The sequence below is a fragment of the Microbacterium sp. NPDC090014 genome, assembly GCF_044748285.1.
Taxonomy (GTDB): Bacteria; Actinomycetota; Actinomycetes; order Actinomycetales; family Microbacteriaceae; genus Microbacterium.
Map to the genome: position 1 here is coordinate 2,736,311 of NZ_JBIVFS010000001.1, position 13,023 is coordinate 2,749,333.

The following is a 13,023-nucleotide window of genomic DNA, read 5'->3' on the forward strand; positions in this document are numbered from 1 at the left end:
AACCCGCAGGTGCAAGGGGCGAGCCGCTCCCGGGGCTTTCAGGCAGTTCTCCATAGAATCTTGACGTGACGACCAATCAGCAGGCCGACCCCCTCATCGGGCGGCTTGTCGACGGTCGGTACCGCGTGCGCGCCCGAATCGCCCGGGGAGGCATGGCGACCGTCTATGTCGCGACCGATCTCCGCCTCGAGCGGCGCATCGCTCTGAAGGTCATGCACGCGCACCTGAGCGACGACTCCGCCTTCCAGAGCCGGTTCATCCAAGAGGCACGAGCTGCCGCGCGGCTGGCCGATCCCCACGTCGTCAACGTGTTCGACCAGGGCCAGGACGGCGAACTCGCATACCTGGTGATGGAGTACCTTCCCGGCATCACGCTGCGCGAACTGCTGCGCGAGCAGAAGCGGCTCACGATCCCGCAGACGATCACCATCATGGATGCCGTCCTCGCCGGCCTCTCCGCAGCGCACCGAGCCGGGATCGTGCACCGTGACGTGAAGCCCGAGAACGTGCTGCTGGCCGAAGACGGACGCATCAAGATCGGCGACTTCGGTCTCGCCCGTGCGACCACCGCGAACACGGCCACCGGACAGCAGCTGCTCGGAACCATCGCCTATCTCGCACCCGAGCTCGTCACTCGCGGCACTGCCGACGCCAGGAGCGACATCTACGCGCTGGGCATCATGCTGTACGAGATGCTCGTCGGCGAACAGCCGTACAAGGGCGAGCAGCCCATGCAGATCGCCTTCCAGCACGCCACCGAGTCCGTGCCGCGTCCGAGCGTGCGCAATCCCGGCGTGCCGGAGGAGCTCGACGAACTCGTGCTCTGGGCCACGGAGAAATCGCCGGATGAGCGTCCCGACGATGCGCAGCAGATGCTGGAGCGACTGCGCGAGATCGAGCGTGGGCTCGGGATCGCACCCGCCGTCGCCGCTGCGACGACATCGCAGCGCTCGCAGGCCGACTCCGCGGACCTCACCAAGGTCATGCCGAGCACGATGGTCATCGCCGACCCGACCGCCCCGGTCACGGCTGCCGTCGACAACGCGACGCTCCTGCGTCGCCGCTCATCACGACGTCGCGCGCGCGGAGCGTTCCTTCTGACGCTGGTGCTGCTTCTCGCGACCGTCGCCGGTGGTGTCGGCTGGTGGTTCGGGTCCGGTCCTGGTTCACTCGTGGCCGTCCCGGGGGTGGCCGGTCTGTCGTACGACGACGCCGCATCGGCGTTGACTGCAGAGGGCTTCGTGCCGGTGCGCGGCGAGGAGAGCTCCATCGACATCGCCGCCGGTGAGACGATCCGTACGGACCCCGGCGAGGGCGAACGCCTCGACAAGGGCACCGAGATCACCGTCTTCGTGTCCTCGGGTCCGGCGTCGCACACGGTGGAGACCCTCAACGGCAAGACCGAGCAGGAAGCTCGCGACTACCTCGCGGACATCAGGATCAACGTCACAGAGACCTCCCTGCAGCTCTTCTCCGACGCCGAGACCGGGCGCGTGATCAACGCCTTCGTGACGCCTCGCGACGGCGGCGAGGTCTATGCGTGCGCCGAGGGCTGCGAGCTGCGCGAGGACGACACGGTCGAGCTGTACGTCTCCGCCGGCGCGTTCCCCGATGTCGCGGGAATGAGCGTCGATCAGGCGACGAACACGCTGCGCGACAAGGGCGTCGAGGTCAACCCGGACTCGCAGTTCGTCTTCAGCGACTCGGTCGCGAAGGATGTCGTCATCGGCGTCACCGACCGCGCCGAAGAGGGCAATCGGCGCCCCGGCGATACCGTTCAGCTGATCGTCTCGAAGGGACCCGAACTGTTCCCCGTGCCCGAGGTCGAGGGGATGAGCCGCGACGAGGCCGCCCAGGTGATCCGGAATGCCGGTTTCGAACCGACCTGGAACGGCATCTGGAACGCGTTCCCCAACGACTTCACCGAGGTCAGCGGGTCCGATCCGGGTGCCGGCGCGCAGCGCCCGAAGGGCACCGAGATCACCCTCCAGATCCGCAGCAGCGCGTTCTAGGAGGCGGGCGGTCCCCGCGCTTATCGCCCGCGGCCGCACGCCGGCGGCCCGTCGCCGCCGCCACACAGAAAGGGTCCTCTCCGACTACGGAGAGGACCCTTCTGTCTGATGGATCGTGGTCAGCGCTTCTCGAGCTCTTCGGCCACGAGGAAGGCGAGCTCGAGCGACTGCATGTGGTTGAGACGCGGGTCGCACAGGCTCTCGTAGCGGGTCGCGAGGGCGGCCTCGTCGATGTGCTCGGATCCGCCCAGGCACTCGGTGACGTCGTCACCGGTGAGCTCGACGTGGATGCCGCCGGGGAACGTGCCCACGGCCCGGTGCGCCTCGAAGAAGCCGCGGACCTCGTCGACGACGTCATCGAAGCGACGCGTCTTGTACCCCGTGGGCGTCGTGATGCCGTTGCCGTGCATGGGGTCGGTGACCCACAGCGGCTGCGCGCCCGAGTCGCGGACGGCCTCGAGCAGCGGCGGCAGCGCGTCGCGGATCTTGCCCGCGCCCATGCGCGTGATGAACGTCAGACGGCCCGGCTCGCGGTCGGGGTCGAGCTTGTCGATCAGCGCGAGCGCCGTCTCGGGTGACGTGGTCGGACCGAGCTTCACGCCGATGGGGTTGCGGATCTTCGAGAAGTAGTCGACGTGCGCACCGTCGAGTTCACGCGTGCGCTCCCCGATCCACAGGAAGTGCGCCGAGGTGTTGAACGGCGTGTCCGTGCGGGAGTCGATGCGGGTCATCGGGCGCTCGTAGTCCATCAGCAGGCCCTCGTGCCCGGTGAAGAACTCGACGCGGGTGAGCTCGTCGAAGTCGGCGCCGGCCGCCTCCATGAACTTGATGGCCCGGTCGATCTCGGCCGCCATGCGCTCGTAGCGCTGGTTCGCCGGGTTCTGCGCGAAGCCCTTGTTCCACGAGTGCACCTCGCGCAGATCGGCGAAGCCACCCTGCGTGAACGCGCGGATGAGGTTGAGCGTCGACGCGGCCGTGTGGTATCCCTGCAGCAGGCGGCCGGGATCGGCGCGGCGGGACGCCTCGGTGAAGTCGTAGCCGTTCACGATGTCGCCGCGGTAGGCGGGAAGCGTGACATCGCCACGGGTCTCGGTGTCGCTCGACCGCGGCTTCGCGAACTGGCCGGCCATGCGACCCATCTTCACGACGGGCATCGATGCGCCGTACGTCAGCACCACGGCCATCTGCAGGACCGTCTTGATCCTGTTGCGGATCTGGTCGGCGGTGGCACCCGCGAAGGTCTCTGCGCAGTCGCCTCCCTGCAGCAGGAACGCCTTGCCGGACGCTGCTCGCGCAAGACGATCGCGGAGGTTGTCGACCTCGCCGGCGAACACCAGGGGCGGGAGCGTCGAGATCTGCGTGGAGACCTCGGAGACACGCTCTGCGTCGAGCCACTGAGGCTGCTGTTTGATCGGGAGCGAGCGCCACGCATCAAGCGCGTCGATGTGGTGCTGGAGCATGTGTCCAGCCTAGTGCTCGCGACGAAGCCGGGACGCCTCAGGAGCGCTGTGTGACGCGGGCCGGGAGCCGGTCCTTCACGGTCGATGCGTACACGTCGTCGTACTGCTGTTCACCCAGTCGCTGGAGGGCGACCATGATCTCGTCCGTGACCGAGCGGAGGATGTAGCGATCGTTCTCCATGCCCGCGTAGCGGGAGAAGTCCAGGGGCTCTCCGATGACGATCCCGACCCGCACCACGCGCGGCAGGCGCTGCCCGATGGGCATCGCGGTGTCGGTGTCGACCATGATCACCGGGATCACCGGGACCTTCGCCTCCATCGCCATCCGAGCGATCCCCGTGCGGCCACGGTAGAGCCGGCCGTCGGGGCTCCGCGTGCCCTCCGGATAGATGCCGAGCAGGTCGCCGCGTCCGAGTACCTGCAGGCCGGTGTTGAGAGAGGCTTCGGACGCCTTGCCGCCGGAGCGGTCGATCGGGATCTGCCCCGTCGCCTTCATGAAGAACTTGGTGGCCCAGCCCTTGATCCCGCGTCCGGTGAAGTAGTCGCTCTTGGCGAGGAACGACATCGGTCGGTCGATCATCAGCGGCAGGAAGATGGAATCGGCGAAGGAGAGGTGGTTGCTGGCGAGGATCGCCGCGCCGTTCGCCGGGATGTTCGCGCGCCCGACCACCCATGGTCGGAATATCGCTTTGACCACGGGACCGATCGCCACGTACTTCATCAGCCAGTAGAACATCGAGGTGAAGTCTAGCGTCGTGCTCGGCATCCGCCACAGCCGCGGTCTCGCGAGACCCGATCGGCGACTGAGTGTCACCTGATATGCGACCGAGTGTCATGCTCTAGACTCGTGTGCAACCCAGTGCCCGACCGGTACCGAAGGAGCTGCCGTGGTCCAGTTTGAAGTCCCCGCCGTCGTCCCCGCCGACCCAGACGCGAACATCGCCGACCTGCTGGCGAAGCGCGTCCAGGCGACTCCCGATCGCCCCCTCTTCGCAGTGCCCGATGGCGACGGATGGCGCGACATCACCGCAGCCGACTTCGAGACCGCGGTCATCGCGCTGGCCAAGGGCTTCGTCGCCGCGGGCATCCAGCCGGGTGAGAAGGTGGGCTTCCTCGCACGCACGACCTACGAGTGGACTCTCGTCGACTTCGCGCTGTTCTACGCCGGCGCCGTGATGGTCCCGATCTACGAGACCAGCTCTCCTTCGCAGATCCAGTGGATCCTCGAGGATTCCGGTGCCATCGCCCTCGTGGTCGAGTCGCCGGAGCACTTCGCTCGGCTCGATGAGGTGCGCGGCGACCTCCCGCTGCTCCGCGAGGTATGGCAGCTGCACCTCGGAGCGATCGATTCGCTGACCGCCCAGGGGGCATCCGTCACCGATGCCGAGATCGAGCGTCTCCGCAACATCGCCGTCGGTTCTGACATCGCCACCCTCATCTACACCTCGGGGTCGACCGGCCGCCCCAAGGGCTGCGTCCTCACACACAGCAACTTCGTCGAGCTGTGCCGCAATTCCGCGACGGCACTCGACGCAGTGGTTCAGACACCGGGTTCCTCCACGCTGCTCTTCATCACGACAGCGCACGTGTTCGCGCGCTTCATCTCGATCCTCAACATCCACGCCGGCGTGCGCACCGGACACCAGCCCGACACTCGACAGCTGCTGCCGGCGCTCGGGTCGTTCAAGCCGACCTACCTTCTCGCCGTGCCGCGCGTCTTCGAGAAGGTCTACAACTCCGCCGAGCAGAAGGCCGAGGCCGGTGGGAAGGGGAAGATCTTCCGCGCCGCCGCCGACGTCGCCATCCAGCACTCGAAGCTCGTCGAGGAGGGCAAGAGCATCCCGATCGGGACGAAGCTCAAGTTCGCGCTCTTCAACAAGCTCGTCTACAGCAAGCTGCGTGAAGCCATGGGCGGCAGAGTCGTCTACGCGGTGTCGGGCTCCGCTCCCCTCGGTTCGCGTCTGGGCCACTTCTTCCACAGCCTCGGCGTCGTGATCCTCGAGGGATACGGTCTCACCGAGACGACTGCTCCGGCGACCGTGAACCTGGCAGACAAGTCGAAGATCGGCACCGTCGGCCCCGCGCTCCCCGGTGTGGGTGTGCGACTCGCGGACGACGGTGAGATCCAGGTCCGCGGCATCAACGTCTTCAAGGAGTACTGGAACAACCCCGAGGCGACCGCAGAGGCGTTCAGCGACGGCGGCTGGTTCCACACGGGCGACATCGGCAGCTTCGACTCCGAGGGCTTCCTGACCATCACCGGTCGCAAGAAGGAGATCATCGTCACGGCCGGCGGAAAGAACGTCGCGCCGGCCGCGCTGGAAGACCCGATCCGCGCGAATCCGATCATCGGACAGGTCGTCGTCGTCGGCGACCAGCGTCCGTTCATCTCCGCGCTCATCACGCTGGATCCCGAGATGCTGCCGACCTGGCTCGGCAACGCCGGCCTCCCGAAGGAGATGTCGCTCGCCGAGGCCGCCACGAACGATGCCGTCCGTGCCGAGATCCAGAAGGCGGTCGATGCCGCCAACGCCCGCGTGTCGCGTGCGGAGTCCATCCGCAAGTTCACCGTTCTCGACAGCGAATGGACCGAGGCCTCCGGTCACCTCACTCCGAAGCTGTCGATCAAGCGCAACGTGATCATGAGCGACTTCGCCGACGAGATCGCTGCCATCTACGACGAACCCGTCTCGACGACCAACGTCGCGATCGGCGGCTGAGGCTCGCGAGACAGCAGAAAGGCCCCGCTCCGGCGGGGCCTTCTCAGTGTCCGGGGATCAGAACCAGGCGCTCTCTCTGACCTCGCGCATCGCACGCTTGCGGGTCTCGGCATCCAGCCTCGTGAGATAGAGCTTCCCATCGAGGTGATCCGTCTCGTGCTGGAGTGCCTGCGCCAGCAGACCGCTTCCTTCGAGCACCACCGGCTCACCGTCGAGGTCGATGCCCTCGACGCGGGCCCACGGGTGTCGCAGGGCGTCGTGCCACAGGCCGGGAACCGACAGGCAGCCCTCCCCCGTGGGCACGGGCTCGCCCCGGACCTCGGTCAGGACGGGATTGAGCACGTAGCCGATGTCACCGTCGATGTTGTAGCTGAAGGCGCGGAGCGCGACGCCGATCTGCGGAGCCGCGACACCGGCACGGCCAGGCAGCTCGACGGTGTCGATCAGATCGGCGACGAGCGCGCGCACCCCCTCGTCGATACGGTCGATCGGTGCGCAGACGGTGCGAAGCACGGGGTCTCCGAAGACCCGGATCTCACGGACCGCCATCAGGCGCCCTTCGCCCGCAGACCTTCGACGAGCAGCGCAGCCAGCTCCCGTGCCGCCACCCGTGTCTCAGGCTGGAGATTGGCGAAGACGATGGTCCCGCCCCCGGCGATCTGCGAGTCATACGGCATCCGCACCACATGCTTCGCCCTCGTGCCGAAATGCGCTTCGAGCTCGTTGAGGCGCACCAGCGGGGCGCCGGGCGTCGACTGGTTCAGCACCACGACCGCCTCGCGGGCCTGCTCGGCGTACCCGTTGCTCTCGAGCCAGGTCAGCGTCTCCGACGCCAGCCGCGCCTCGTCGACGCTCAGCCCCGACACGATCACGATCTGATCGGCCAGATCGAGCGTGGCCGACATGACCGAGTGCACGATGCCTGTTCCGGTGTCCGTGAGCACGAGCGAGTAGTAGTGCGCGGCGACGCCTGCCACGTCGCGATAGTCGCTGTCGCTGAACGCCTCGGCGATCCGAGGATCCGAGTCGGACGCGAGCACGTCGAGGCGGGTGGCGTCTCGCGCCACGATCGCAGAGATATCGTGATACCCCCGGACCTCGTCATGGATGCGGACGAGGTCGCGCACCGACTTGTTGTGGTGCGGCCGCACCACGCGCTCGGCGAGGGTGCCGCGGTCGGGGTTGGCGTCGACCGCGATCACGCGATCGTCCCTGGCGTCGGCGAGGGCCATGCCCAGCAGAGCGGTGATCGTCGTCTTGCCGACTCCGCCCTTCCGCGACAGCACGGGGACGAACCGGGCTCCCCCGACGATCGGAGCGGCGATCCGCGCGCTCAGAGCCTTCCGCTCGCGGGCGCGGCGTCCGTCACCGATGTTGATCCGGCGCCCCGAGATGGCGTAGAGGAAGTGGCTCCACGCCCCTTCGGGTTCGGGCTTGGTGAGACGGTGCGGATCGAGCAGTCGGTCGGCGGTGAGGAGGTCGGCGCTCTCGCGAGAAGAGTCGCCGAGGTCGTCCAGACGCTTCGACGAGAGCTGCACGTCGGCCCGGGTCGATCGAGTCGCGGGTGCCACGGCGTTCCTGGGCTTCTGTGCGTCCATTGCCGAAGTCTCCTTCTTGGCGAGAGATGATGCCGCCGATGCTCTCCTCGAAGTCGGCGCGGCGTCGAAGTCCGCCTTCGCCTTGGCGATGAACGCCGCGGCGGCAGCGGCCTCCGCGGCGACGGCGTCAGCAGGCGCTGCATCCGGCTTCGCGGACGGAACGGCGCCGCCATCCGTGGCTGATGCAGTCACCGGAGTGCTTTCACGCGTGCGCCGGGGCTCGGTCTGAGCGTCCTGTTCGGTCTCCGACTGCGATTCGGTCGCGGGAGCGACCGCGGGCTCGGGCTCGATTTCAAGCTCGGGCTCGATTTCAAGCTCGACCTCAGACTCAGACTCGACCTCAGATTCAGGCTCAGGCTCGACCTCAGACTCGACCTCAGACTCGACCTCAGACTCGACCTCAGGCTCGGGCTCGACCTCAGGCTCAACTTCGAGCTCAGGCTCAGGCTCAAGCTCGACTGCGGACTCAGGCTCGACCTCAGACTCAGGCTCTACCGCAGGCTCAGGCTCCGCCTGGGGCTCTGCTTCCGCCTCGACTTCGGGGCGCTGGATCTCTTCCTTCCCGGGCTCCGGCGGCAGCTCGATGATCATCGGCGCCGCACCGAGCGGTGCCGGTGCGATCTCCGCCGCAGCCTTCGCCGCGGCGACGGGCTCGTCGACGATCAGATCCGCGACGACCTCGCCCTCGATGACGCCGTCGTCTTCCAGGTCGTCGTCATCGTCCGTCGGCAACACCACGCTCACCTGCGCGGTGCCGAGGATCCCGATCGCCGAGGTGTCCAACGACGTCGCGTCGTCGAGGACCCCTCTGGACTCATCGTCCGGGTTGTCTGCCACGTTCTTCGGGGTCACTGTGTCACTCCAAGCTTGTGCGGGCCTCGGGTGCGTTGCGTCGAACGCGGCCTCGCCCGCACAAGATTAGTGCGCCGGGCGGATCACGACCAAAAGATCGCCGGCCTCGACCTGTTGCGTCGCACCGATCGCGAGCCGCTCGACCACACCGTCGACGGGGGCCGTGATGGCGGCCTCCATCTTCATCGCCTCGATGGATGCGACCGGTTCGCCGGCGCGCACCGAGTCACCGACTTCCGATTTGAGCGTCACGACGCCCGAGAACGGTGCGGCCACCTGACCGGGCACCGAGGTGTCGGCCTTCTCGATCTCGTGCACGTCCACTGCCACCGATCTGTCGCGCACGAACACCGGTCGCAGCTGACCGTTGAGCGTCGTCATGACGGTGCGCATGCCCTTGTCGTCCGCATCGCCGATGGCTTCGAGCCCCACGTACAGCTGGACGCCGCGATCGATCTCGACGACGTGCTCCTGTCCTTGGACGAGACCGTAGAGGTAGTCGGCCGTGTCGAGCACCGAGAGATCGCCGAACACGTCGCGTCGCTCGGTGAACTCGCGCATCGGCGCGGGGAACAGCAGCGTGTTCAGTCTCGCCCGACGGGTCGCACCGTCACCTGCGAGGGCCGCCTCATCGTCGGCCGAGATCTCCGTCATGCCTGTGCGCACGGACCGTCCCGCCAGAACCTTGGTGCGGAAGGGCTCGGGCCATCCGCCCGGGAGGTCGCCGAGTTCACCCGCCATGAATCCGACGACGGAGTCGGGCACGTCGTACTTCTCGGGGTTCGCCTCGAAATCGGCGGGGTCCGCCTTCACCGCTGCCAGGTGCAGCGCGAGATCGCCGACCACCTTCGACGAGGGGGTCACCTTGGGAACCCGGCCGAGGATCCGATCGGCGGCGGCGTACATGTCCTCGATCAGCTCGAAGTCCTCTGCGAGGCCGAGCGCCTTCGCCTGCTGACGCAGGTTCGACAGCTGGCCGCCCGGGATCTCGTGGTGGTAGACCCGGCCTGTGGGGCCCGGAAGTCCGGATTCGAACGGCGCGTACATCCGGCGGACCGCCTCCCAGTACGGCTCGAGGTTCGAGACGCTGTCGAGAGAGATGCCGCTGTCCCGATCCGTGTGCGCGAGCGCGGCGACGAGAGATGAGAGGGAGGGCTGGCTGGTCGTGCCGGAAAGCGGAGCGGATGCCGCGTCGACCGCATCCACACCCGCCGCGCTGGCGGCGAGCAGGGTGGCGAGCTGTCCGCCGGGGGTGTCGTGCGTGTGCAGATGCACGGGCAGATCGAAGCGCTCGCGCAGCGCGGTGACGAGTTTCGCCGCCGCCGCAGGACGCAGAAGGCCCGCCATGTCCTTGATCGCCAGGATGTGCGCGCCGGCCCCGACGATCTGCTCGGCGAGATTCAGGTAGTAGTCGAGGGTGTACAGGTCCTCGGCCGGGTTCAGCAGGTCGCCGGTGTAGCAGAGCGCCACCTCGGCTATGGCCGTACCCGTGTTCCGCACCGCGTCGATTGCTGGGCGCATCTGCTCGATGTCGTTGAGGGCATCGAAGATCCGGAAGATGTCGACCCCGCTCGCCGCCGCCTCCTTCACGAACGCTTCGGTGACCGCCGTCGGGTAGGGCGTGTAGCCCACGGTGTTGCGTCCCCGGAGAAGCATCTGGATCGCGACGTTCGGAAGGGCGGCCCGCAGCTTGTCGAGACGCTCCCAGGGGTCTTCGCCCAGGAAGCGCAGAGCGACGTCGTAGGTGGCACCTCCCCAGGCCTCGACCGAGAACAGCTCCGGCGTCAGCCTGGCGATGTGCGGTGCGACCGCGACGAGATCCCTCGTGCGCACCCGGGTGGCCAGGAGCGACTGGTGCGCATCACGGAAGGTCGTGTCCGTGATGGCGAGGGCACTCTGCGCGCGGAGGCTCTTCGCGAAGCCCTCCGGTCCCAGCTCGAGCAGGCGCTGCCGTGAACCGGATGCCGGGGTGGCGGACAGGTCCACGGCCGGAAGCTTGGCCCGCGGATCCAACGAGCCGGGGTGGATGCCGTGGGGCTTGTTGACCGTCACGTCCACCAGCCAGTTCAGGATCCGGGTACCGCGATCCTTCGACTCGCGTCCGCGCAGCAGGTCTGGACGCTCGTCGATGAAGGACGTGCTCACGTCGCCGGCGATGAACGCGTCATCCTCGAGCAGCGCCTGCAGGAACGGGATGTTCGTCGAGACACCGCGGATGCGGAACTCCGCCAACGCGCGCCGCGCGCGCGCCACCGCAGCAGGGTAGTCGCGACCACGGCAGGTCAGCTTCGCGAGCATCGAGTCGAAGTGCGGGCTGATCTGCGCGCCCTGATGGACGGTGCCGCCGTCGAGCCGGATCCCTGCGCCACCCGGTGAGCGGTATGTGGTGATCTTGCCGGTGTCCGGACGGAACCCCTGAGTGGGATCCTCCGTCGTGATGCGGCACTGCAGCGCAGCTCCCCGCACATGGAGATCCTTCTGCTCGAGGCCGAGCTCCGCGAGCGTCTGTCCGGCCGCGATGCGCATCTGGCTCTGCACGAGATCGACGTCGGTCACCTCCTCGGTGACCGTGTGCTCGACCTGGATGCGCGGATTCATCTCGATGAAGACGACCTCGCCGGTGCGCTCCCCCGCCGTCTCGAGCAGGAACTCGACCGTTCCCGCGTTCTCGTATCCGATGGAACGGGCGAACGCGACGGCGTAGCCGTGCAGCGCGGTGCGGGTGCCGTCGTCGAGGTTCGGCGCCGGGGCGATCTCCACCACCTTCTGGTGACGGCGCTGCACGGAGCAGTCCCGCTCGAAGAGGTGCACGGTCTCGCCCGTCTTGTCGGCGAGGATCTGCACTTCGATGTGCCGAGGACGAAGGACCGCCTGCTCGAGGAACATCCTCGGATCGCCGAACGCGCTGGCGGCCTCGCGCATGGCCTCTGCGAGTGCCGGAGCGAGCTCACCTGCGGACTCGACGCGTCGCATGCCGCGTCCGCCACCGCCGGCGACGGCCTTCGCGAACAGCGGGAAGCCGATCTCGGCGGCCTGGGCGACGAGTGCATCGATGTCATCGGACGCCTCCGTCGAACGGAGCACCGGAACGCCGGCCTCGATGGCATGACGCTTGGCCTCGACCTTGTTGCCCGCCATCTCGAGGACCTTCGCAGGGGGCCCGATGAAGACGATGCCGTTGGCGGCGGCCTTCTCGGCCAGCTCCGGGTTCTCCGAGAGGAAGCCGTATCCGGGGTAGATCGCATCTGCCCCGGCATCCTTCGCGACGCGGATGATCTCATCGACGTCGAGGTAGGCGCGCACCGGATGACCGCGTTCGCCGATCTCGTAGGCCTCGTCGGCCTTGAGCCGATGGACCGAACCACGGTCCTCGTGCGGGAACACCGCCACAGTCCTGGCCCCGACTTCGAAAGCCGCACGGAAGGCACGGATCGCGATCTCGCCGCGGTTCGCCACAAGGATCTTCTGGAACATGCACACCTCTGGAAGCTCGATACGCATCGGGATACGGCGCGCATGGGGCGGGGCTGAGTGTGCACCCAGCCTAGGGGAAGGTAACGTGGTGTTCGTGCACGTACTCAGCGTCAGCTCTCTCAAGGGAGGCGTCGGCAAGACGACCGTGACACTCGGCCTGGCCTCAGCAGCCTTCGCCCGTGGTGTCCGAACGCTCGTCGTCGACCTCGACCCACAGTCCGATGTGTCCACCGGGATGGACATCCAGGTGGCAGGTCGGCTCAACATCGCCGATGTCCTGGCGAACCCGAAGGAGAAGGTCGTCCGTCAGGCGATCACCTCGAGCGGCTGGGCGAAGGTGCACCCCGGGACCATCGACGTGCTGATCGGCAGTCCGTCCGCGATCAACTTCGACGGCCCGCACCCGAGCGTGCGCGACGTCTGGAAGCTCGAAGAGGCGCTCGCTGCCGTCGAGGCCGATTACGACCTCGTCCTCATCGACTGCGCCCCGTCGCTGAACGCCCTCACCCGCACCGCGTGGGCAGCGAGCGATCGGGTGATGGTCGTCACAGAGCCCGGGCTCTTCTCCGTGGCTGCGGCCGACCGCGCGCTGCGCGCGATCGAAGAGATCCGTCGCGGCCTCTCCCCCCGACTCCAGCCTCTCGGCATCGTCGTGAACCGGGTGCGCCCCCAGTCGATCGAGCACCAGTTCCGCATCAAGGAGCTGCGCGACATGTTCGGTCCGCTCGTGCTCTCCCCACAGCTGCCCGAGCGCACCTCGCTGCAGCAGGCTCAGGGAGCAGCCAAGCCGCTCCACATCTGGCCGGGCGACTCGGCCCAGGAGCTCGCTTCCGACTTCGATCAGCTGCTCGACCGGATCATCCGCACCGGCCGGATCCAGGTCGCCGACTCGGGCGTGCAGGCCTGA

8 protein-coding genes are annotated in these 13,023 nt (G+C 67.7%); 3 read left to right on the plus strand and 5 right to left on the minus strand.

The window, feature by feature from the left end; genetic code table 11:
- Positions 1-65 precede the first annotated feature (65 nt).
- A complete protein-coding gene (gene pknB / locus ACIPV5_RS13130) occupies positions 66-2,012 on the plus strand; it encodes a Stk1 family PASTA domain-containing Ser/Thr kinase (RefSeq protein ID WP_400341184.1) in 1,947 nt (648 codons plus the stop codon).
- A 119-nt stretch (positions 2,013-2,131) separates the two neighbouring features.
- Here the strand turns inward: pknB and ACIPV5_RS13135 are convergent, their stop codons facing one another.
- Positions 2,132-3,472: a class II 3-deoxy-7-phosphoheptulonate synthase gene (locus ACIPV5_RS13135; protein WP_056278966.1), complete on the minus strand. Its 1,341-nt coding sequence runs from the start codon at positions 3,470-3,472 to the stop codon at positions 2,132-2,134.
- Positions 3,473-3,509: 37 nt separating this feature from the next.
- On the minus strand, positions 3,510-4,208 hold the full coding sequence (locus tag ACIPV5_RS13140; protein ID WP_053099163.1) for a 1-acyl-sn-glycerol-3-phosphate acyltransferase: 699 nt from the start codon (positions 4,206-4,208) through the stop codon (positions 3,510-3,512).
- A 151-nt stretch (positions 4,209-4,359) separates the two neighbouring features.
- Here ACIPV5_RS13140 and ACIPV5_RS13145 point away from each other — a divergent pair, with 151 nt between their 5' ends.
- Entirely contained in the window at positions 4,360-6,192 is a 1,833-nt protein-coding gene (locus tag ACIPV5_RS13145) for a long-chain fatty acid--CoA ligase (RefSeq protein WP_056278967.1), read from the plus strand.
- A gap of 57 nt (positions 6,193-6,249) precedes the next feature.
- Here the strand turns inward: ACIPV5_RS13145 and def are convergent, their stop codons facing one another.
- From def to ACIPV5_RS13160, 3 genes are all read right to left on the minus strand, one after another.
- On the minus strand, positions 6,250-6,741 hold the full coding sequence (def, locus tag ACIPV5_RS13150) for a peptide deformylase (RefSeq protein ID WP_072591465.1): 492 nt from the start codon (positions 6,739-6,741) through the stop codon (positions 6,250-6,252).
- Positions 6,741-8,642: a MinD/ParA family protein gene (locus tag ACIPV5_RS13155; protein ID WP_400341187.1), complete on the minus strand. Its 1,902-nt coding sequence runs from the start codon at positions 8,640-8,642 to the stop codon at positions 6,741-6,743. Before ACIPV5_RS13155 ends, def begins: the two co-directional genes overlap by 1 nt.
- Before the next feature lie 66 nt (positions 8,643-8,708).
- Positions 8,709-12,116, minus strand: coding sequence for a pyruvate carboxylase (locus tag ACIPV5_RS13160; protein WP_400341189.1), 3,408 nt, complete (start codon positions 12,114-12,116; stop codon positions 8,709-8,711).
- Positions 12,117-12,210: 94 nt separating this feature from the next.
- On the opposite strand from ACIPV5_RS13160, the gene ACIPV5_RS13165 reads away from it, so the two are divergent.
- A complete protein-coding gene (locus ACIPV5_RS13165; protein WP_053099164.1) occupies positions 12,211-13,023 on the plus strand; it encodes a ParA family protein in 813 nt (270 codons plus the stop codon).